Raw genomic sequence first — 21,151 nt, 5'->3', positions numbered from 1 at the left:
CAGCGGCACCCCCCACCCCACCGGTCCCGCTCGCCGCACTCCTGGCCCGCGAGGACCTGGGCCTGCGCCGGATCGCGGGCCCCGACGCGGCGGACACGGCCGTGCAGTGGGTGCACACCTCCGAGATGAGGGACCCCTACCCGTACCTCCTCGGAGGCGAGCTGCTCCTGACGGCGGGCGTGCACATCACCGACCCGACGGGCGCGGACGGCGGTCTCGACGCGTACGTGACCCGCATCCTGGCGGCAGGCGGTGCCGCCCTCGGCTTCGGCGTCGCCCCCGTGCACGACACGGTCCCGCGCGCCCTGGTGGAGGCCTGCGACCGCCACGGCCTGCCGCTCCTCGAAGTCCCGCCCCGCACCACGTTCAGCGGCGTCGCGCGCGCGGTGTGGCGGCTGATGGCCGAGGCGAGGCATGCCGAGCTGCGGCGGGTGACGGAGGCGCAGCAGAGCCTCGCGACGGCCGCGGCACGGCCCGACCCGGTACCGGCGGTCCTGCGCCAGCTGGCGGCGCGGCTCGGCGGGCTCGCGGCGCTCTACGGCCCGGACGGGGCGCGGCTACAGGCGGCCGGGCAGGCGCCGGACGCGGTACAGGACGCGCTGCGGGACCTCACCGGGGTCGTGCGGCGCGCCGTGCCCGCCGCCCCCGCCTCGGCCGCCGACACGGCCGCAGGGAGCCACCTCGCCGCCTACGCGCTCGGCGGCGGGCGCGGCTTCGCCCTGGGGATCGCCACGGAGCGCCGCGAACCGGGCGACCACACCATCGCCGGGGCCGCGGTCGTACTGCTCTCCCTGCTCACCGGGGAGCACCAGGGCGACTCCGAAGCGGCCCGCTCGGCGGCCCTCGTACGGCTGCTCCTCGGTGCCGCCCCCGAGGAGACCGGGCCTCTCCTGGGCAGCGCCGCCTGGACCGTGGTGCACGCGCGCGGGGAGCGCACCCCGCTGGCCGCCTCGGCGCTCGCCGCGGCGCTCGGCACCGGTCTCGTCGACCCGCGCGAGGACGTCGTACGCCTGCTCGTCCCCGCCGACCGCGACGTGGCCCCGGCGGACGGCTGGACCCTCGGCGTCTCCGCCCCCGCCGCCCCGGACGCCCTCGCGGCGGCCGACGCCCAGGCGGCCCGCGCCCTGCGCCGCGCGGAGGCCACCCGCCGCCCCCTCGTACGGCACCACGCCCACGGCATCGCCTCGCTGGTCTCCCCGGAGGAGGCCGACACCCACGCGCGCGTGCTGCTCGCCCCGCTCGCCGGGAACGGGGCGCTCGTGGAGACCTTGCGGACCTGGCTCTCCCTGCACGGCAGTTGGGACCGCACGGCGGTCGCGCTCTCCGTCCACCGCAACACGGTCCGCCAGCGCATCGCGCGGTGTGCGGCGCTGCTGGGGGCGGACCTGGACGACCCGGACGTACGGATGGAGCTGTGGTTCGTACTGAGCCGCGAGAGCTGAGCCGTGAACGCTGACCCTTGAGAGCCGGCCCGCGAGAGCTGAGCCGTGATGCCCGCCGGGCGCCCGGAGGGGCGCAGGTCACAGGTCCAGGCTTCGATACGGCCCGTCCCCGCGCCCCGACCGACGGCAGAATGGGGAGCATGCCGATACCCAGCCGTCCCGCGCTAGTCGACCATCTCGTCCGCACCCGCATCGCCGGCGATGTCGCCACCCCCCGTGAGAACAACCTCAGCCACTACAGGAAGCTCGCGAACGGCGACCGTCACTACTGGCTCGGCCTGGAGCTCGGCGACCGCTGGACCGACGAGCAGGACGTCCTCGCGGTGATGGCCGAGCGCTGTGGCGTCATCGACGATCCAGGACACCGGCAGGGCCAGGACACCATCGACCCGGAGCTGACGGTCGACGCCCTGGAGCGCATGGCGGCCCGTCTGCGCAAGGCGGCCGCCGGCAAGGAGAGCGTCCTCTTCGCCACCGGCCACCCCGGAGGGCTGCTCGACGTGCACCGCGCGACGGCCGCCGCCCTGCGCGCGGCGGGCTGCGAGATCGTGGTGATCCCCGAGGGGCTGATGGCCGACGAGGGCATGGTCTTCCAATTCGCCGACGTGGCGGTCCTGGAGCGCGGCGCGACGCTGTGGCACACGCACTCCCCCGAGCCGATGAACGCGATCCTGGACGGCCTGGAGCGCGCGGGCCGCCCGCAGCCCGACCTGGTGGTCGCCGACCACGGCTGGGCGGGCCGCGCGGGCCAGCGCGGCCTCGACTCGGTCGGCTACGCGGACTGCAACGACCCGGCGCTGTTCATCGGCGAGGCCGAGGGCACGGTCCAGGTGACGGTCCCCCTGGACGACCACGTCACGAGCCCGCGACACTACGACCCGATGACGGCCTACTTGCTGAACGCGGCGGGGCTGACCCCGGAGTCCTGACCCGGCCCCGGCGTCGGGTCCAGGTAGACCCGCCTGATCGCGGGGAAGCGCTCCCGAAGGCGCCGCGCCATGCGGTCGCAGGCCCGCTCGATGTCCGCCGCGCTCGACACGTCCCGGAAGTCCACCTTGGCGGCGACCAGGGCCTCCTTGGGACCCTGGAGCAGCGTGGTCAGCTCCAGTACGTCCACGACGTGCGGGTCGGCGAGGAGTTCGGCCCGCACCACGGCCCGCATCCCGGCGGGCAGCGGACGGCCGATCAGCAGCTCGGAGTTGGCGTGCCCGAGGACCCAGGCGACGTACACGAGCAGCACGCCGATGCAGAGCGAGGCGACGCCGTCCCACACCCCGGACCCGGTGAGCTGTCCGCCGAGCAGTCCGGCCGCGGCGAGCAGGAGGCCCGCGAGCGCCGCCGAGTCCTCCATGACGACGGCCTTGACCGCCGTGTCGGGGGTGTGGCGCAGATAGCGCTTGAGGCGCACTCCGTAGCGGTCGGCCTCGCCGCGCGCCTGCTTGAGGCCGGTGCGCAGCGAGTAGCCCTCCAAGAGGAAGGCGACACCGAGCACGAGGTACGAGATGAGCGGGTCGCCCGGCTCGTGGCCGTGGGTGAGGGTGTGGATGCCGTCGTACACGGCGAAGACGCCGCCGCCGACGAAGGTGGCGACGGAGGCGAGCAGCGCCCAGATGTAGCGGGCCCCTCCGTAGCCGAGCGGATGCTCCTCGTCGGCGGGCCGCTCGCCCGCCTTGAGGGAGACGAGCAGCATCAGCTCGGTGACGGTGTCGGCCACGGAGTGCGCCGCTTCGGAGAGCATCGCGCTGGATCCGCTGATGACACCGGCGACGGCCTTGGCAAGGGCGATCCCGAGGTTGGCGACGGCGGCGACGATGACGGTGAAGGCGCTCTCGCCGCCGCCTTCCGGCTTCTCTGACGGTTGCTCACTCATGCCACTCGTGTCACCCGTACCACTCATGTCACTCATGTATTCGGACGGTATGTCCGATCAGCACGGAACGCGAGCCCTGCCCTTCAGCGCGGGACGCACACCACGCCCGTCAGCGCGGGACGCGCACCACGCCTTCTTGAATGACCGTCACCGCGAGCCGCCCGTCCTGCGTCCAGATCCGCGCCTGGCCGAGGCCTCGCCCGCCGGAGGCCGACGGCGACTCCTGGTCGTAGAGCAGCCACTCGTCCGCCCGGAAGGGCCGGTGGAACCACATGGCGTGGTCGAGCGAGGCACCGACGACGTCGCCGACCGCCCAGCCGCCCCGGCCGTGCGCGAGCAGCACGGAGTCGAGGAGCGTCATGTCGGAGACGTACGTGGCGAGGCAGACGTGCAGCAGCGAATCGTCGGCCAGCTTGCCGTGGGTGCGGAACCACACCTGGGAGCGCGGTTCGCGCGGCTGCCCGACGGTGCCCCAGGGCGGCACGTCGGCGTAGCGCAGGTCGACGGCGGCGCGCGCCTCGATCAGCCGCTGGGCGACCGGCTCCGGCAGATGGCGGGGCAGCATCTCGGCGGCGGTGGGCAGCGTCTCGGGGTCGGGCGCGTCCGGCATCGCGGCCTGGTGCTCCAGGCCTTCCTCGTACGTCTGGAAGGACGCGGAGAGGTGGAAGATCGGCTGCCCGTGCTGGACGGCGACCACCCTGCGCGTGGTGAAGGAGCGGCCGTCGCGGATCCGGTCGACGGTGTAGACGATCGGCGCGCCCGCGTCGCCGGCGCGCAGGAAGTACGCGTGCAGGGAGTGGGCGGGACGGTCGCCGGGGACGGTGCGGCCGGCGGCGACCAGGGCCTGCGCGGCGACCTGGCCGCCGAAGACGCGGGGCACGAGCGCCGAGCGGCTCACGCCCCGGAAGATGTTCTCCTCGATCTGCTCCAGGTCGAGCAGATCGAGGAGGGCGTCAAGTGCCTGGTTCATGAAGGTAGTTCTACTGGGCGGCTTGCGGAGTGATCCCTAGAGGCCCATGTCCTTCGCGATGATCATCTTCATGACCTCGCTGGTGCCGCCGTAGATGCGGTTGACGCGGTTGTCCGCGTACAGGCGGGCGATGGGGTACTCGTTCATGAAGCCGTAGCCGCCGTGCAGCTGGAGGCACTTGTCGATGACGCGGTGCGCGACCTCGGTGGTGAACAGCTTGGCGGAGGCGGCCTCGGCGGCGGTCAGCTCGCCCGCGTCCAGGGCTTCGAGGGCGCGGTCGACGACGGCCTCGGCGGCGTCCACCTCGGCCTGGCAGGCGGCCAGTTCGAACTTGGTGTTCTGGAAGGAGGCGACCGTCTTGCCGAAGACGGTGCGGTCCTGGACGTACTCCTTGGCGAACCGCACGGCGGCCTTGGCCTGCGCGTACGCGCCGTAGGCGATGCCCCAGCGCTCGGAGGGGAGGTTGCTGCCGAGGTAGTAGAAGCCCTTGTTCTCCTCGCCGAGGAGGTCCTCCACGGGGACCTTGACGTCGACGAACGCCAGCTCGGCGGTGTCGGAGGTCTTCAGGCCGAGCTTGTCGAGCTTGCGGCCGATGGAGTAGCCCTCGGACTTGGTGTCGACGGCGAAGAGGGAGATGCCGAAGCGGCGGTCCTCGGCGGTCGGCGCGGCGGTGCGGGCGCAGACGATCACGCGGTCGGCGTGCACGCCACCGGTGATGAAGGTCTTGGAGCCGTTGAGGACGTAGTGCGTGCCGTCCTCGGAGAGCTTGGCGGTGGTCTTCATGCCCGCGAGGTCGGAGCCGGTGCCCGGCTCGGTCATCGCGAGGGCCCACATCTCCTCGGCGGAGACGAACTTCTCCAGGTAGCGCTTCTTCTGCTCGTCGGTGGCGAGCATTTTGATGTAGGGCAGGGCGAGCAGCACGTGCACGCCGGAGCCGCCGAAGCTGACGCCCGCGCGGGCCGTCTCCTCGTACTGGACGGCTTCGAACTTGTGCGTGTCCAGACCGGCGCCGCCGAACTCCTCGGGGACGTTGATCCCGAAGAGGCCCAGCTCGGCGAGCTTGTAGTAGAACTCGCGCGGTACCTGACCGGCGGCGAACCACTCGTCGTGGACGGGGACGACCTCGGCCTCGATGAAGGCGCGCAGGGTCTCCCGGAACGCCTCGTGGTCCTCATTGAAAACGGTACGGCGCACGGAGAACTCCCTCTGCCTACTGCCTACGTCGACTCAGCGGACTAAGCGCTTGCTCAGAGAAAGGTTACCCGGCGGTCACCAGGGGCGTCCAGAGACGCACATCACTCGGCGGCCACCGCGTCAGGTCACTGGGCGGCCGCCGCCGCGAACGCCCCGCGCGCGAGGCTGTGCAGCAGCTCCGCCATGCCCGCGCGGCTGGGCAGCGCGTCGCGGCGGCTGAGGTGCGGCGTGGAGTTCAGCAGCCCGAAGACCGCGTGCACGCAGACCCTGGCGGCGTTCTCCGCGAGGTCCGGGTAGACCTTGCGCACCACCTCGACCCAGATCTCCACGTACTGCCGCTGGAGCTGGCGGACCAGCTTGCGGTCACTGTCGCGCAGGCGGTCGAGCTCGCGGTCGTGCAGGGTGATCAGGGAGCGGTCGTCGAGGGCGAAGTCGATGTGCCCCTCGATGAGCGCGTCGAGGACCCGCGAGGGCGAGCCGTCCGTGTCGGCCACACAGCGCTTGCCGCCCGTCAGGAGCTGCCCGCTGATGCCGACCAGCAGCTCGGCGAGCATCGCGTCCTTGCCCGCGAAGTGCCGGTAGAGGCCGGGGCCGCTGATGCCGACGGCGGCACCTATCTCGTCCACGCCGACCCCGTGGAAGCCGCGCTCGGCGAAGAGCCGGGCAGCCTCCCTGAGGATCTGCTCGCGGCGGGTGGGGGCGTCGGTTCTGGTGGCCATGAAATTAATTCTAGACAGGTCCGTTAGCGGTCGTTAACCTGATGGAAACGCGTTAACGCTCATTAACCGATCCGAGCGTGACCGGGTGGACCGAGCAAGGGGGCTCGACTGATGCGGCAGGCACCAGTGCTGACGAGCGCGGCTGATCCCGCGTCCGAGGCATGGCGGGCGAACGAGACGGCGCACACCGCGCTCGTCGAAGAGCTGCGGGCCAAGCTCGCGGCGGCCGCGCTCGGCGGCGGCGAGCGGGCGCGGGCCCGCCATGTGGCGCGCGGCAAGCTGCTGCCCCGGGACCGCGTGGACACGCTCCTCGACCCCGGCTCGCCCTTCCTGGAGCTGGCCCCCCTCGCGGCCGACGGGCTCTATGGCGGGGACGCCCCGGCGGCCGGTGTCATCGCGGGGATCGGCCGGGTCTCGGGCCGCGAGTGCGTGATCGTCGCCAATGACGCCACCGTCAAGGGCGGCACGTATTACCCCATGACGGTGAAGAAGCACCTGCGCGCCCAGGAGGTGGCCCTGGAGAACCGCCTCCCGTGCCTCTACCTCGTCGACTCGGGCGGCGCCTTCCTGCCGATGCAGGACGACGTCTTCCCCGACCGCGAGCACTTCGGGCGGATCTTCTACAACCAGGCGCGGATGTCGGGCGCGGGCATCCCGCAGATCGCGGCGGTCCTCGGCTCCTGCACGGCGGGCGGGGCGTATGTCCCGGCGATGAGCGACGAGGCGGTGATCGTGCGGAATCAGGGCACGATCTTCCTCGGCGGCCCGCCCCTGGTGAAGGCGGCGACCGGCGAGGTGGTGACGGCCGAGGAGCTGGGCGGCGGCGAGGTCCACTCCCGCACCTCCGGGGTCACCGACCACCTGGCGGAGGACGACGCGCACGCGCTGCGGATCGTGCGGACCATCGTCTCCACGCTCCCCGCGCGCGGCGAACTGCCCTGGCCGGTCCAGCCGGTGGAGGAGCCGAAGGTCGACCCCCTGGGGTTGTACGGCGCGGTGCCGACGGACTCCCGCACTCCCTATGACGTCCGGGAGGTCATCGCGCGCGTGGTGGACGGCTCCCGCTTCGCCGAGTTCAAGGCGGAGTACGGCACGACCCTGGTCACCGGCTTCGCCCACATCCACGGCCACCCGGTCGGGATCGTCGCGAACAACGGCATCCTGTTCTCCGAATCCGCCCAGAAGGGCGCCCACTTCATCGAGCTGTGCGACCAGCGCGGCATCCCCCTGGTCTTCCTGCAGAACATCTCGGGCTTCATGGTCGGGCGGGACTACGAGGCGGGCGGCATCGCCAAGCACGGCGCGAAGATGGTCACGGCCGTGGCGTGCACACGCGTGCCGAAGCTGACGGTCGTCGTCGGCGGTTCGTACGGCGCGGGCAACTACTCGATGTGCGGCCGGGCCTACAGCCCCCGCTTCCTGTGGATGTGGCCGAACGCCAAGATCTCCGTGATGGGCGGCGAACAGGCCGCCTCCGTCCTCGCCACCGTCAAGCGCGACCAGCTGGAGGGGCGCGGCGAGCAGTGGCCGGCCGAGGACGAAGAGGCCTTCAAGGACCCGATCCGCGCGCAGTACGAGGAGCAGGGCAACGCCTATTACGCCACGGCCCGGCTCTGGGACGACGGTGTGATCGACCCCCTGGAGACCCGGCAGGTCCTCGGCCTCGCCCTGACCGCCTGTGCGGGCGCTCCCCTTCCCCAGAAGGAGCCCGGCGCGCCCGGCTTCGGCGTCTTCCGGATGTGACGTGAGGAACCCACTGATGTTCAGCACTGTTCTGGTCGCCAATCGCGGCGAGATCGCGGTCCGCGTCATCCGCACCCTGCGGACGCTCGGCATCCGCTCGGTGGCGGTGTTCAGCGACGCGGACGCGGACGCCCGCCATGTGCGCGAGGCGGACACGGCGGTACGGATCGGTCCCGCGCCCGCCACCGAGAGCTATCTGCGCGTGGACCGCATCCTGGAGGCGGCCGCGAAGTCCGGCGCCCAGGCGGTCCACCCGGGCTACGGCTTCCTCGCGGAGAACGCCGACTTCGCGCAGGCCTGCGCCGACGCCGGACTGACCTTCATCGGCCCGCCCGCCGCGGCCATCTCCCTCATGGGCGACAAGATCCGCGCCAAGGAGACGGTGAAGGCGGCCGGAGTTCCGGTCGTCCCCGGCTCATCGGGCAGCGGCCTGACCGACGCCGAACTGGCCGCCGCGGCGCGGGAGATCGGCACCCCGGTGCTGCTCAAGCCGAGCGCGGGCGGCGGCGGCAAGGGCATGCGCCTGGTGCGGGACGCCTCGCTGCTCGCCGAGGAGATCGCGGCGGCCCGCCGCGAGGCCCGCGCCTCCTTCGGTGACGACACGCTCCTCGTGGAGCGGTGGATCGACCGCCCCCGGCACATCGAGATCCAGGTCCTCGCGGACGGCCATGGGCACGTGATCCACCTCGGCGAGCGCGAGTGCTCCCTCCAGCGCCGCCACCAGAAGATCATCGAGGAGGCGCCCAGCGTCCTCCTGGACGAGGCCACTCGCGCGGCGATGGGCGAGGCGGCAGTCCAGGCGGCCCGCTCCTGCGGGTACGCGGGCGCGGGCACCGTGGAGTTCATCGTCCCGGGCAAGGACCCCTCCTCGTACTACTTCATGGAGATGAACACCCGCCTCCAGGTGGAGCACCCGGTCACCGAGCTGATCACGGGGCTCGACCTGGTGGAGTGGCAGCTGCGGGTGGCGGCGGGTGAGCGCCTGCCGTTCACGCAGGAGGACATCACCCTGACCGGGCACGCGGTGGAGGCCCGGATCTGCGCCGAGGACCCCTCGCGCGGCTTCCTGCCCTCGGGCGGCACGGTCCTCTCCCTGCGCGAGCCGCAGGGCGACGGCGTGCGCACCGACTCCGGCCTGAGCGAGGGCACGGAGGTCGGCAGCCTCTACGACCCGATGCTCTCCAAGGTCATCGCGTACGGCCCCGACCGCGCCACGGCCCTGCGCAAGCTCCGCGCGGCGCTCGCCGGGACGGTCACGCTGGGCGTGCCGACGAACGCGGGCTTCCTGCGCAGGCTGCTCGCCCACCCGGCGGTGGTGGCGGGCGAGCTGGACACCGGCCTGGTGGAGCGTGAGGCGGACGGCCTCGTCCCCGACGGCGTGCCGGACGAGGTGTACGAGGCGGCGGCAGCGGTGCGGGAGGCCGCGCTCGCGCCCGCCCAGGGCGGCTGGACGGACCCCTTCTCGGTGCCGAGCGGCTGGCGGCTCGGGGGGACACCGGCGCCGCTGGCCCACTGGCTGCACGCGCCGGGACTCGAACCCGTCGCCCACCGGCTCCGGGGCAGCGGCCACACGGTCACCGCCGACCGCGTCTCGGTCACCGTCGACGGCATCCGGCACACCTTCCACCGCGCGGGTGACTGGCTGGGCCGCGACGGCGACGCGTGGCACGTGCGGGACCACGACCCCGTCGAGGCGAGCCTCACGGGCGCCGCGCACGCCGGGGCCGACGCCCTCACCGCCCCCATGCCGGGCACGGTCACGGTCGTGAAGGTCTCCCCCGGCGACCAGGTGAGCGCCGGTCAGAGCCTGCTGGTGGTCGAGGCGATGAAGATGGAGCACGTCATCGCCGCGCCGCACGCGGGCACCGTCACCGAGCTGGACGTGACGCCGGGGTCGACGGTCGCCATGGACCAGGTGCTCGCGGTGGTCCTCCCGACGGAGCTGGCGGACGCGCCGGACGCGCCGACCACCGGGGCTGCCGGGACTGCCAGCACCGCCGGGCCCACCGGGGCCGCCGGGACTACCGGCACCGCCGAGCCGGCCAAGGAGGCCCAGGGATGACCACGTCAGGTGCGATCGGCCTCCCCATGAAGGTCGTCTCCCCCGACCTGCCGCCCCGCGTCCGCATCCACGAGGTCGGCGCGCGCGACGGCCTGCAGAACGAGCAGTCGGTCGTCCCCACGGAGATCAAGGCGGAGTTCGTCCACCGCCTCGCCGACGCGGGCCTGACCACCATCGAGGCGACCAGCTTCGTGCACCCCAAGTGGGTGCCCCAACTGGCCGACGCCGAGCGGCTCTTCCCGCTCCTCGGCGACCTCCAGGGCGTGCACCTGCCGGTCCTCGTGCCGAACGAACGCGGCCTGGAGCGTGCGCTTGCCCTCGGCGCCCACCGCGTCGCCGTCTTCGCCAGCGCCACCGAGTCCTTCGCCAAGGCCAACCTCAACCGCACGGTCGACGAGGCCCTGACGATGTTCGACCCGGTGGTCTCCCGTGCGCGGGAGCAGAAGATGCACGTCCGGGGCTATCTCTCCATGTGCTTCGGCGACCCCTGGGAGGGCCCGGTCCCCGTCGGCCAGGTCGTCCGGGTCTGCCGCGCCCTGCTCGACATGGGATGCGACGAGCTGAGCCTCGGCGACACCATCGGCGTGGCCACACCGGGCCATGTACGCGCCCTGCTCACGGCGTTGAACGAGGCGGATGTGCCGACCGACCGCGTCGGCGTCCACTTCCACGACACGTACGGCCAGGCGCTCGCCAACACCCTGGCCGCCCTCCAGCACGGCGTGACCACGGTCGACGCCTCCGCGGGCGGCCTCGGCGGCTGCCCCTACGCGAAGAGCGCCACCGGGAACCTCGCCACCGAAGACCTCGTATGGATGCTGCACGGCCTCGGCATCGAGACCGGGGTCGACCTCGGCCGCCTCAGCGCCACAAGCGCCTGGATGGCCGGCCACCTGGGCCGACCGAGCCCGTCCCGCACCGTCCGCGCCCTGACCCACCAGGAACAGTGAGTACACGATGGACCACCGTCTGAGCCCCGAGCACGAGGAACTCCGCCGCACGGTGGAGGCGTTCGCCCACGACGTCGTCGCCCCGAAGATCGGCGACTTCTACGAACGCCACGAGTTCCCCTACGAGATCGTCCGCGAGATGGGCCGCATGGGCCTGTTCGGCCTGCCCTTCCCGGAGGAGTACGGCGGGATGGGCGGTGACTACTTCGCCCTCGGCATCGCCCTCGAAGAGCTGGCCCGCGTCGACTCCTCCGTGGCGATCACCCTGGAGGCGGGCGTCTCGCTCGGCGCGATGCCGCTGCACCTGTTCGGCACCGAGGAGCAGAAGCGCCGGTGGCTGCCGAAGCTCTGCTCCGGCGAGGTGCTCGGCGCCTTCGGCCTGACCGAGCCGGACGGCGGCTCGGACGCGGGCGGCACCCGCACCACGGCGGTCCGGGACGGCGACGAATGGGTCATCAACGGCTCGAAGTGCTTCATCACCAACTCCGGTACGGACATCACCGGCCTGGTCACGGTCACCGCCGTCACCGGCCGCAAGCCGGACGGCCGCCCGCTGATCTCCTCCATCATCGTGCCGTCGGGGACACCGGGCTTCACGGTCGCCGCGCCGTATTCGAAGGTGGGGTGGAACGCGTCGGACACCCGCGAGTTGTCCTTCTCCGACGTGCGCGTCCCCGTGGCGAACCTGCTCGGCGAGGAGGGCCGTGGCTACGCCCAGTTCCTGCGGATCCTGGACGAGGGCCGCGTCGCCATCTCCGCGCTCGCCACCGGCCTCGCACAGGGCTGTGTGGACGAGTCGGTGAAGTACGCCAAGGAGCGGCACGCCTTCGGCAAGCCGATCGGGGCGAACCAGGCCATCCAGTTCAAGCTCGCCGACATGGAGACGCGGGCGCACATGGCGCGGGTCGGCTGGCGGGACGCGGCGTCGCGGCTGGTCGCCGGTGAGCCGTTCAAGAAGGAGGCGGCGATCGCCAAGCTCTACTCCTCGACGGTGGCCGTGGACAACGCCCGCGAGGCCACCCAGATCCACGGCGGCTACGGCTTCATGAACGAGTACCCCGTGGCCCGGATGTGGCGGGACTCCAAGATCCTGGAGATCGGCGAGGGCACCAGCGAGGTGCAGCGGATGCTCATCGCCAGGGAGCTGGGTTTCGCGGGCTGACTCCGGGCAACACGCGCCTGGGACGAGCGGCGGCCGAGCCCCCTCGTGACGGTGTGACGCAGGGGCCTCTGGACTCCAGGTGAGCTTAGGCTAGCCTAAGCTCTACTTCCGGCCAGTGGCCCCGCCACCGCACCGTCACGAAAGCAGAGAACCCACATGTCCCAGCCCCGTCCCCACAAGCCCTCCCGCCGCGGCATACTCGCCGCCGGTGGCGCCCTCGGCCTCACCGCCGTCCTGGCAGCCTGCGGCAACGACAAAAAGGACGGGGACAGCAAGGGCGAGGGCGGCGCGGCCAAGTCCGGCCCCTGGAGCTTCAAGGACGACCGCGGCCAGACGGCCAAGCGTGACGCCACGCCGAAGAACATCGTCGCGTTCACCGGCGTCGCCGCCGCCCTGTTCGACTACGGCATCGAGTGCAAGGGCGTTTTCGGCCCGACGAAGACCAAGGACGGCAAGGCCGACGTCCAGGCCGGCGACATGGACATCAGCAAGCTGACCATCATCGGCAACGAATGGGGTCAGTTCAAGATCGAGAAGTACGCGGCCCTCGCCCCCGACGTGCTGATCTCCACGATGTTCGACGACCAGGGCACCCTCTGGTACGTGCCGGAGGAGAGCAAGGAGAAGGTCCTCAAGGTCGGGGCCCCGAGCGTCGGCGTCAGCGTCTACGACCGCCAGATGACCCACCCGCTCCAGCGCATCCTCGCGCTCGCCGAGTCGCTGGGCGCGGACGTGAAGGCGGACAAGGTCGTCAAGGCGAAGAAGCGCTTCGAGGACGCCTCCGAGCGGCTGCGCAAGGTCGCCAAGGCGCACAAAAACATCAAGGTCCTCGTCGGCTCCGCGAGCCAGGAGCTGTTCTACGTCTCCGGCACGAACCTCTCGGCCGACCTGGAGTACTTCAAGTCCCTCGGCGTGAACTTCATCGAGCCGCCGGAGAAGGCGAAGAAGGAGTCCGGCGGCTGGTTCGAGAACCTCAGCTGGGAGAACGTCGACAAGTACGACGCGGACATCATCATGATGGACAACCGCACCTCCGCCATCCAGCCGGCCGACCTGGACAAGTCCAAGCCGACCTGGAAGAAGCTGCCCGCCGTCAAGGCCGGCCAGGTCATCCCGCGCGTCACCGAGCCCATCTTCTCGTACGACAAGTGCGCGCCGATCCTGGAGGACCTGGCGGACGCGATCGAGAAGGCGAAGAAGCTCAAGAAGGGCGCCTGACCCTCACGTCGACGGCCGCCGCCCGACCCTCACTGACGTCCGCCACGCGCGTCGACGCCCCCTCGCACCGACAGCCGCCCCTTGCCTCCACGGAAGGGGCGGCTCCGTTTTTGTCACACAGGGGCACCCGGGGACCAGTGGGAGAGGAACTTAGGTTAGGCTAACCTTAGTTTCACACTCCGCGCGCCTCCCCACACTCCTGTCCCCGAGTGCGCGGTCAAGTCCCCTCACCTGGAGGACAGTTCATGCGCTCGCACCTGCTCAATGACACCACCGCGGAGCGGTACCGCAGCTCCGTGATCGAAGGAGTCGAGCGGGTGGCGGCCCAACTCGCCACCACCGCACGTCCGTTCACCGGCATCTCCGTCGACGAGCTCGCGCCCCGCATCGACGCCGTCGACCTGGAGAAGCCCCTGCACGACACCATCGCCGCGCTCGACGAGCTCGAGGAGCTGTATCTGCGCGACGCGGTGTACTTCCACCACCCCCGCTACCTCGCCCACCTCAACTGCCCTGTCGTCATCCCCGCCGTCCTGGGCGAAGCGGTGCTCTCCGCCATCAACTCCTCGCTCGACACCTGGGACCAGTCCGCGGGCGGCACGCTCATCGAGCGCCGGATCATCGACTGGACCTGCGAACGCATCGGGCTCGGCCCGGCCGCCGACGGGGTCTTCACCAGCGGCGGCACCCAGTCCAACCTCCAGGCGCTGCTGCTCGCCCGCGAGGAGGCCAAGGAGCAGGACCCCGCCCGGATGCGCGTCTTCGCCTCCGAGGTCGGCCACTTCAGCGTCCAGAAGGCGGCCCGGCTGCTCGGCCTCGGCGAGGAAGCCGTCGTGGTGATCCCCACCGACCACAACAAGCGCATGCAGACCGTGGCCCTCGCCCGCGAGCTGGAGCGCTGCCGGCGCGACGACCTCTCCCCCATGGCTGTCGTCGCCACCGCGGGCACCACCGACTTCGGCTCCATCGACCCGCTGCCCGAGATCGCCGAGCTGTGCGCCCAGTACGGCACCTGGATGCACGTGGACGCCGCGTACGGCTGCGGGCTGCTCGCCTCCCGGAAGAACCGGCACCTCCTGGACGGCATCGAGCGCGCCGACTCCGTCACCGTGGACTACCACAAGTCCTTCTTCCAGCCGGTCAGTTCCTCGGCCGTGCTCGTGCGCGACGGGGCGACGCTCTCCCACGTCACCTACCACGCCGAGTACCTCAACCCGCGCCGCATGGTGCAGGAGCGCATCCCCAACCAGGTCGACAAGTCCCTCCAGACGACCCGGCGCTTCGACGCCCTCAAGCTGTGGATGACCCTGCGCGTGATGGGCGCCGACGGCATCGGCGGCCTCTTCGACGAGGTGTGCGACCTGGCGTCGGAGGGCTGGAAACTGCTCGCCGCCGACCCCCGCTTCGACGTCGTGGTCGAGCCGCAGCTCTCCACGCTCGTCTTCCGCTACATCCCCACGGCGATCTGCGACCCGTCCGCGATCGACCGCGCCAACCTCTACGCCCGCAAGGCCCTGTTCGCCTCCGGTGACGCGGTCGTCGCGGGCACCAAGGTGGGCGACCGCCAGTTCCTGAAGTTCACCCTGCTCAACCCCGAGACCACCACCGCCGACATCACGGCTGTCCTCGATCTGATCGCCGGCCACGCCGAGCAGTACCTGGGAGAGAACCTTGACCGCGCCTGCTGACCCCCACCAGCCGCCCGCGCCGTACGACTTCATCGGCATCGGCCTCGGCCCGTTCAACCTCGGCCTCGCCTGCCTGACCGAGCCGCTGGACGAGCTGAGCGGCCTCTTCCTGGAGTCCAAGCCCGACTTCGAGTGGCACTCCGGGATGTTCCTGGAGGGCGCCCACCTCCAGACGCCGTTCATGTCGGACCTGGTCACGCTGGCCGACCCGACATCGCCGTACTCCTTCCTGAACTACCTGAAGGACTCGGGACGGCTGTACTCCTTCTACATCCGCGAGAACTTCTACCCCCTGCGGACCGAGTACAACGACTACTGCCGCTGGGCCGCCGCGCAGCTCACCTCGGTCCGCTTCAGCACGACGGTCGAGGAGGTCACCTACGAGGACGACCTCTACGTCGTACGGACCACCGCCGGCGACCTCTTCCGCGCCCGCCGCCTCGTCCTCGGCACCGGCACGCCGCCGCACCTGCCCGAGGCCTGCGACGGCCTCGGCGGAGACGCGATCCACAACTCGCGCTACCTCCAGAGCAAGGCGGAGCTGCAGAAGAAGGAGTCGATCACGCTCGTCGGCAGCGGCCAGTCCGCCGCCGAGATCTACTACGACCTCCTGAGCGAGATCGACGTCCACGGCTACCGGCTGAACTGGGTCACCCGCTCCCCCCGTTTCTTCCCCCTCGAATACACCAAGCTGACGCTGGAGATGACCTCTCCGGAGTACATCGACTACTTCCACGCGCTGCCCGAGGCGACCCGCTACCGCCTGGAGACGGCACAGAAGGGTCTCTTCAAGGGCATCGACGGCGAGCTGATCAACGCCATCTTCGACCTGCTCTACCAGAAGAACCTCACCGGTCCCGTCCAGACCCGGCTGCTCACCAACACCGCGCTCACCGAGGCGACGTACGACAGCGAGAACCGCACGTACACGCTGGGGCTGCGCCAGGAGGAGCAGGAGAAGGACTTCCGGCTGCGCACCCAGGGCCTGATCCTCGCCACCGGCTACCGGTACCAGGTCCCCGACTTCCTCGCGCCGGTCCACGACCGCATCCGCTGGGACGGCCGGGGCCGCTACGACGTGGCGCGCAACTACAGCATCGACACCACCGGAAGCGGCATCTACCTCCAGAACGCCTCGGTGCACACCCACTCCATCACCAGCCCCGACCTCGGCATGGGCGCGTACCGCAACGCGTACATCGTCGGCGAGCTGCTCGGCCGCGAGGTCTACCCGGTCGAGAAGTCCATCGCGTTCCAGGAGTTCGCCGCACCGGAGGGAGTCCTCGTATGACCGGCGACCGCGACATGACCGGCGACCGCACCACGGGCGGCGACTTCACCTTCCGCCCGCTCGACCCGCTGTCCGACGCCGAGCTGGTGCACGGCTGGGTCACACACCCCAAGGCCTCCTTCTGGCTGATGGGGAACGCCTCCCTGCCCGACGTCGAGCGCGAGTACATGGCGATCGCCGCGTCCGAGCACCAGGACGCGTTCATCGGCCTGCACAAGGGCGTGCCGTCGTTCCTTATGGAGCGGTACGACCCCCGGTACGCCGAACTCGTCGGGCTCTACGAGCCGCTGCCCGGCGACGTCGGCATGCACTTCCTCACCGCGCCCTCCGACGTCCGCATCCCCGGCTTCACGCGCGGTGTGATCACCGCGGTGATGCGGGAACTCTTCGCCGACCCCGCGACCGAGCGTGTCGTCGTCGAGCCCGATGTGCGCAACACAGCGGTGCACACCCTCAACGAAACCGTCGGGTTCCGCCCCGAGACCGTCATCCAGAAGCCGGAGAAGGAAGCCCTGCTGAGCTTCTGCACCCGCGAGCAGTTCGAAGCAGCAGTACGCGAAAGGGAACTGGCGATATGACCCTGTCCGACGCCGTGGCGCACCTGACCCCGGAGCGCTGGGCCACAGCCAACCACCTGCTCATCCGCAAGGCGCTCGCCGAGTTCGCCCACGAGCGGCTGCTCACCCCCGAGCCGCTGGGCGAGGGCGCGTACGTGATCCGCAGCGACGACGGCCTCACCCGCTACCGCTTCGCCGCCCGGGTCCTGCGCCTGGACCACTGGCAGATCGACGCCGACTCGATCACCCGCCACCGCGACGGCACCGAACTGGCCCTGAACTCCTTGGAGTTCTTCACCGAGCTGCGCGGCGCGCTCGGCCTGAGCGACGCGGTCCTGCCGGTCTACCTGGAGGAGATCTCCTCCACGCTCTCCGGCATCTGCTACAAGCTCACCAAGCCCGCGCTCCCCGCCGCCGAGCTGTCCCGCTCCGGCTTCCAGGAGATCGAGACGGGCATGACCGAGGGCCACCCCTGCTTCGTCGCGAACAACGGACGGCTGGGCTTCGGCGTGCACGAGTACCTTTCGTACGCTCCCGAGACCGCGAGCCCCGTACGCCTGATCTGGCTGGCGGCGCGCAAGGACCGGGCCGCTTTCACGGCGGGCGCCGGCCTCGACTACGAGTCGTTCCTCCGCGCCGAGCTGGGCGAGGAGACCCTGGCCCGCTTCGACCGCGTCCTGCGCGACAAGGGCCTGGACCCGGCGGAGTACCTGCTCATCCCCGCCCACCCCTGGCAGTGGTGGAACAAGCTCGCGGTGACGTTCGCGGCCGAGGTCGCACAGGAGCACCTCGTCTGCCTCGGCGAGGGCGACGACGAATACCTCGCGCAGCAATCGATCCGCACCTTCTTCAACCGGACCTCGCCCGAGAAGCACTATGTGAAGACGGCCCTTTCCGTCATCAACATGGGCTTCATGCGCGGCCTCTCGGCGGCGTACATGGAGGCGACCCCGGCGATCAACGACTGGCTCGCGCACCTCATCGAGACCGACGAGACGCTGCGCGGGACCGGCCTGACGATCATCCGCGAGCGCGCGGCCGTCGGCTATCGCCACATGGAGTACGAGGCCGCCACCGACCGCTACTCCCCCTACCGCAAGATGCTCGCCGCGCTGTGGCGCGAGAGCCCGGTGGCCTCCCTCGGCGAGGGCGAGCAGCTGGCCACGATGGCCTCGCTGCTGCACGTCGACCGTGACGGCGGGAGCTTCGCCGGTGCGCTCATCGAACGCTCGGGCCTCGCCCCGACCGAGTGGCTGCGCCGCTATCTGCACGCGTATCTGACGCCGCTGCTGCACAGCTTCTACGCGTACGACCTGGTCTTCATGCCGCACGGCGAGAACGTGATCCTCGTCCTGAAGGACGGTGCCGTCCAGCGCGCGATCTTCAAGGACATCGCCGAGGAGATCGCGGTCATGGACCCGGACGCGGTCCTTCCGCCGGTCGTCGAGCGCATCCGGGTGGAGGTCCCGGAGGACAAGAAGCTCCTGTCGATCTTCACGGACGTCTTCGACTGCTTCTTCCGCTTCCTCGCGGCCAACCTCGTCACGGAGGGCCTGATCGACGAGGACGCCTTCTGGGACTCCGTCGCCCAGTGCGTCACCGCCTACCAGGAGGCGAACCCGCACATGGCGGAGAAGTTCCAGCAGTACGACATGTTCGCCCCGGAGTTCTCGCTGTCCTGCCTCAACCGCCTCCAGCTGCGCAACAACGAGCAGATGGTGGACCTGGCGGACCCCGCGGGGGCGCTGCAGCTGATCGGGACGCTGAAGAACCCGATCGCATGAGCCGGGCGGGGCTCCCGGGGCGGTCCCCGGGAGCCCCGCCTTATTCCTACTGGGCGGGCCAGGGCACCTGCGGGGACCTGTAGTAGCCGATGCCGAGCGCGTCCCAGCGCGGGGCCTGCGCGGCGAGCCGTCCCTTGTACCGCTCCCAGTCGTGCGTGGCCGCGGGCGACCAGCCGAGTTCGGCGATCCCGGGCAGGCGCGGGAAGGCCATGTACTCCAGGTGCGCGGAGGTGGACAGGGTCTCCGTCCACAGCGGCGCCTCGACGCCCATGACCGCGTCGGCGGGCGCCCCTTTCAGGTAGGTCGCCGGGTCCCAGTCGTACGAGCGCCGCACCTCGACGAGACCCGCCCAGGTCAGCCCGAGCGGGGTGTCCTTGGTGTACTTCATGTCGAGGTAGGAGCGGTCGGCCGGCGAGAGGACCAGCTTGGTGCCGTTCCTCGCGGCGTTCACCACCTGCTCGCGCTCGGCGGCGCCCGTCCTGTCGTAGCCCCAGTACTGGGCGACGGCCCCCTCGGCGGGCCTGGCGCCGGTCAGCTGGTGCCAGCCCATCACCGTCTTGCCGTACTTGGCGACCACCGGCTGCACCTTGTCCATGAAGGCGACGAAGTCCTCGTGGCTGGTGGAGTGCGCCTCGTCGCCGCCGATGTGGAGGTATCTGCCGGGCGTCAGCGCGGCCAGCTCCCGGATGACGTCGTCCACGAAGTCGTACGTCACGTCCTTCTTGACGCACAGCGAGCTGAAACCGACCGCGGTGCCGGTGTAGAGGGGCGGGGCCACGCCGTCACAGTTCAGTTCGGCGTACGAGGCGAGGGCCGCGTTGGTGTGCCCCGGCATGTCGATCTCGGGGACGACCTCCAGGTGCCGCGAGGCGGCGTAGGCGACGATCTCCTTGTACTGCTCCTTCGTGTAGTGGCCGCCCTTGCCGCCGCCGACCTGTGTGGAGCCGCCGTAAGTGGCGAGGCGCGGCCAGGAGTCGATGGCGATGCGCCAGCCCTGGTCGTCGCTGAGGTGCAGGTGCAGCTTGTTCATCTTGTAGAGCGCCGCCTGGTCGATGTAGCGCTTGACCTGGTCGACGGTGAAGAAGTGCCGCGACACGTCGAGCATCGTGGAGCGGTAGCCGTAGCGCGGCATGTCCTTGATGGTGCCGCCCGCGATCCGCCACGGGCCGCGCTGCTCGGTCTTCCTCTCGACGGCGGCGGGCAGTTGCTGACGCACCGTCTGGACGCCGTGGAAGAGCCCGGCGTCCGACCAGGACGTGATGGTGAGGGAGCCGCGCTCCGAGATGACCCGGTAGCCCTCATTGCCCAGGACCTTGTTCTCCGGCTCGGCGCTGAGGCGCAGCCGGATGCCGTCGCCGCCCTTGGCCGTGGTGACCGGGAGCCGGTAGCCGGTGGAGGGGCGCAGCACTGAAGCGAGGTACTCGCCGACGCGCCGCTCCCGCGCGTCGCCGACGCGGATCCGGGTCCGCTCGGTGATCTCATAACCGGCGCCGCCCGCTTCGACCTTCAGGGGCGCGGGGACGATCTGGCCGAGCGGGGTGACGGGGGCCTTGGCCGTGGTGCCCGAGGGGGCTGCGGCTAGGGAGGAGATCCCGGCGGCCGCGACGAGCAACAGCGAGCCGAGCAGGCGTGACGTCCTGTGGTGGATGCCGTGGCGTGTTCCGTGGTGCGTTCTCACAAGCGGTCCCTTCGACGGGCCGACGCATCGCAACTGAACGGTTCCCATTGGTAACTCGGCCCCTACAAGGGGTCAAGGGCCATAGACCACCACTGCGAGGAGCCGATGCCAGGAACCGGCGCGAGGAGTCGGTGCGAGAATCCCCGCATGGCGGAAATCATCCAGCGGGACGGGACCTGGACCTTCGACGGAGAGACGCTGCGGCTCGTGCCGGGCCACGACAAAAGCGTCTCCCTGCTGCGCAAGACCCTCGGCGAACTGAGCGTGCCGCTCGACGCGTTGGCCGGCATAGCCTTCGAGCAGGGCAAGAAGTCGGGCCGGCTGCGGCTGCGCCTGCGCGACGGCGCCGACCCGCTGCTCCAGGCGACCGGCGGCAAGCTGGCGGACGCCTCGGACCCGTATCAGCTGCTCGTCGAGCCGGACCGGTACGGCGTGGCGGAGTACTTCGTCGACGAGGTGCGCAACGCCCACCTGATCGAACAGGTGCCCACCACGCCCTGTACGTCCTACCTCCTGGCGGGCCCGCCCCTGCCCCTGTCCGTCTCCGCCGGGGACGGCACGGCGAGCTTCGACGGGGAGCGCGTCCGCCTGGAGTGGAACTGGAAGGCGGAGGAGGCGAAGTCGGCGTCCGGCACGAGGACACTGGCGCTCGCCGACCTCACGGCGGTGGAGTGGCAGCCCGCGGCCGGCCTGGAGAACGGCCACCTCCGCTTCACCGTACGGAACGCCCCGACCAAGGCCCCGCCGAAGTACGACCCGAACGCGGTGGAGCTGTGGGGCTTCAAGAAGGACCCGCTGATGGCCCTGGTCGCCGCCGCGGTCC

At 70.9% G+C, this 21,151-nt stretch carries 17 protein-coding genes; 12 read left to right on the top strand and 5 right to left on the bottom strand.

Annotation, left to right across the window (positions count from 1 at the left end):
- Both GKQ77_RS09890 and GKQ77_RS09885 read left to right on the top strand, forming a co-directional pair.
- Positions 1-1,442 (top strand): PucR family transcriptional regulator (locus tag GKQ77_RS09890; protein WP_219688339.1); only part of this gene is annotated, 1,442 nt, incomplete at its 5' end.
- Positions 1,443-1,582: 140 nt separating this feature from the next.
- Positions 1,583-2,371, top strand: a complete 789-nt coding sequence (locus GKQ77_RS09885) for a phosphatase (protein ID WP_219688338.1) — start codon at positions 1,583-1,585, stop codon at positions 2,369-2,371.
- On the opposite strand, the gene GKQ77_RS09880 is transcribed toward GKQ77_RS09885, so the two are convergent.
- The 4 genes from GKQ77_RS09880 to GKQ77_RS09865 form a co-directional block, all read right to left on the bottom strand.
- Positions 2,332-3,339, bottom strand: coding sequence for a cation diffusion facilitator family transporter (locus GKQ77_RS09880; protein ID WP_372459853.1), 1,008 nt, complete (start codon positions 3,337-3,339; stop codon positions 2,332-2,334). The genes GKQ77_RS09885 and GKQ77_RS09880 overlap by 40 nt on opposite strands.
- Before the next feature lie 82 nt (positions 3,340-3,421).
- The gene (locus GKQ77_RS09875; RefSeq protein ID WP_219688336.1) at positions 3,422-4,282 is read right to left on the bottom strand and encodes an acyl-CoA thioesterase; all 861 of its coding nucleotides are present in this window, start codon (positions 4,280-4,282) and stop codon (positions 3,422-3,424) included.
- Positions 4,283-4,318: 36 nt separating this feature from the next.
- Positions 4,319-5,476: an acyl-CoA dehydrogenase family protein gene (locus tag GKQ77_RS09870; RefSeq protein WP_219688335.1), complete on the bottom strand. Its 1,158-nt coding sequence runs from the start codon at positions 5,474-5,476 to the stop codon at positions 4,319-4,321.
- Between the two features lie 125 nt (positions 5,477-5,601).
- Positions 5,602-6,195, bottom strand: a complete 594-nt coding sequence (locus GKQ77_RS09865; RefSeq protein WP_219688334.1) for an SACE_7040 family transcriptional regulator — start codon at positions 6,193-6,195, stop codon at positions 5,602-5,604.
- Between the two features lie 111 nt (positions 6,196-6,306).
- On the opposite strand from GKQ77_RS09865, the gene GKQ77_RS09860 reads away from it, so the two are divergent.
- The 9 genes from GKQ77_RS09860 (at position 6,307) to GKQ77_RS09820 (ending at position 18,650) form a co-directional block, all read left to right on the top strand.
- Entirely contained in the window at positions 6,307-7,938 is a 1,632-nt protein-coding gene (locus GKQ77_RS09860; protein WP_219688333.1) for a carboxyl transferase domain-containing protein, read from the top strand.
- A 16-nt stretch (positions 7,939-7,954) separates the two neighbouring features.
- Entirely contained in the window at positions 7,955-10,000 is a 2,046-nt protein-coding gene (locus tag GKQ77_RS09855; RefSeq protein WP_219688332.1) for an acetyl/propionyl/methylcrotonyl-CoA carboxylase subunit alpha, read from the top strand.
- Positions 9,997-10,950: a hydroxymethylglutaryl-CoA lyase gene (locus GKQ77_RS09850; RefSeq protein ID WP_219688331.1), complete on the top strand. Its 954-nt coding sequence runs from the start codon at positions 9,997-9,999 to the stop codon at positions 10,948-10,950. Before GKQ77_RS09855 ends, GKQ77_RS09850 begins: the two co-directional genes overlap by 4 nt.
- A 7-nt stretch (positions 10,951-10,957) precedes the next feature.
- Positions 10,958-12,112 carry an acyl-CoA dehydrogenase family protein gene (locus tag GKQ77_RS09845; protein ID WP_219688330.1) on the top strand — a complete coding sequence of 385 codons (1,155 nt, stop codon included), beginning with the start codon at positions 10,958-10,960 and terminating at the stop codon, positions 12,110-12,112.
- A 156-nt stretch (positions 12,113-12,268) separates the two neighbouring features.
- Complete coding sequence (locus GKQ77_RS09840) at positions 12,269-13,330, top strand: ABC transporter substrate-binding protein (protein ID WP_219688329.1); 1,062 nt, start codon at positions 12,269-12,271, stop codon at positions 13,328-13,330.
- Between the two features lie 245 nt (positions 13,331-13,575).
- Positions 13,576-15,018: a pyridoxal phosphate-dependent decarboxylase family protein gene (locus GKQ77_RS09835; protein ID WP_219688328.1), complete on the top strand. Its 1,443-nt coding sequence runs from the start codon at positions 13,576-13,578 to the stop codon at positions 15,016-15,018.
- Positions 15,002-16,309, top strand: coding sequence for a lysine N(6)-hydroxylase/L-ornithine N(5)-oxygenase family protein (locus tag GKQ77_RS09830; protein WP_219688327.1), 1,308 nt, complete (start codon positions 15,002-15,004; stop codon positions 16,307-16,309). Before GKQ77_RS09835 ends, GKQ77_RS09830 begins: the two co-directional genes overlap by 17 nt.
- A complete protein-coding gene (locus GKQ77_RS09825; protein ID WP_258021094.1) occupies positions 16,306-16,887 on the top strand; it encodes a GNAT family N-acetyltransferase in 582 nt (193 codons plus the stop codon). The genes GKQ77_RS09830 and GKQ77_RS09825 overlap by 4 nt, the downstream gene beginning before the upstream one ends.
- Positions 16,884-18,650, top strand: a complete 1,767-nt coding sequence (locus GKQ77_RS09820) for an IucA/IucC family protein (RefSeq protein ID WP_219688326.1) — start codon at positions 16,884-16,886, stop codon at positions 18,648-18,650. The genes GKQ77_RS09825 and GKQ77_RS09820 overlap by 4 nt, the downstream gene beginning before the upstream one ends.
- 46 nt (positions 18,651-18,696) lie before the next feature.
- On the opposite strand, the gene GKQ77_RS09815 is transcribed toward GKQ77_RS09820, so the two are convergent.
- Complete coding sequence (locus GKQ77_RS09815; RefSeq protein WP_308117607.1) at positions 18,697-20,328, bottom strand: beta-N-acetylhexosaminidase; 1,632 nt, start codon at positions 20,326-20,328, stop codon at positions 18,697-18,699.
- A 147-nt stretch (positions 20,329-20,475) separates the two neighbouring features.
- Between GKQ77_RS09815 and GKQ77_RS09810 the strand changes: the two genes are divergently transcribed.
- Positions 20,476-21,151 (top strand): DUF4429 domain-containing protein (locus tag GKQ77_RS09810; RefSeq protein WP_219688324.1); only part of this gene is annotated, 676 nt, incomplete at its 3' end.

Source organism: Streptomyces anatolicus (assembly GCF_019400875.1).
GTDB lineage: Bacteria > Actinomycetota > Actinomycetes > Streptomycetales > Streptomycetaceae > Streptomyces > Streptomyces anatolicus.
The sequence above is the reverse complement of the archived record's forward strand: the minus strand, read 5'-3'. Positions and strand labels throughout refer to the sequence as shown.

Coding starts and splice junctions, on each gene's coding strand:
- GKQ77_RS09885 (WP_219688338.1), top strand. CDS start 1,583: ATGCCGATACCCAGCCGTCCCGCGCTAGTCGACCATCTCGTCCGCACC.
- GKQ77_RS09880 (WP_372459853.1), bottom strand. CDS start 3,339: ATGAGTGGTACGGGTGACACGAGTGGCATGAGTGAGCAACCGTCAGAG.
- GKQ77_RS09875 (WP_219688336.1), bottom strand. CDS start 4,282: ATGAACCAGGCACTTGACGCCCTCCTCGATCTGCTCGACCTGGAGCAG.
- GKQ77_RS09865 (WP_219688334.1), bottom strand. CDS start 6,195: ATGGCCACCAGAACCGACGCCCCCACCCGCCGCGAGCAGATCCTCAGG.
- GKQ77_RS09860 (WP_219688333.1), top strand. CDS start 6,307: ATGCGGCAGGCACCAGTGCTGACGAGCGCGGCTGATCCCGCGTCCGAG.
- GKQ77_RS09855 (WP_219688332.1), top strand. CDS start 7,955: ATGTTCAGCACTGTTCTGGTCGCCAATCGCGGCGAGATCGCGGTCCGC.
- GKQ77_RS09850 (WP_219688331.1), top strand. CDS start 9,997: ATGACCACGTCAGGTGCGATCGGCCTCCCCATGAAGGTCGTCTCCCCC.
- GKQ77_RS09845 (WP_219688330.1), top strand. CDS start 10,958: ATGGACCACCGTCTGAGCCCCGAGCACGAGGAACTCCGCCGCACGGTG.
- GKQ77_RS09840 (WP_219688329.1), top strand. CDS start 12,269: ATGTCCCAGCCCCGTCCCCACAAGCCCTCCCGCCGCGGCATACTCGCC.
- GKQ77_RS09835 (WP_219688328.1), top strand. CDS start 13,576: ATGCGCTCGCACCTGCTCAATGACACCACCGCGGAGCGGTACCGCAGC.
- GKQ77_RS09825 (WP_258021094.1), top strand. CDS start 16,306: ATGACCGGCGACCGCGACATGACCGGCGACCGCACCACGGGCGGCGAC.
- GKQ77_RS09820 (WP_219688326.1), top strand. CDS start 16,884: ATGACCCTGTCCGACGCCGTGGCGCACCTGACCCCGGAGCGCTGGGCC.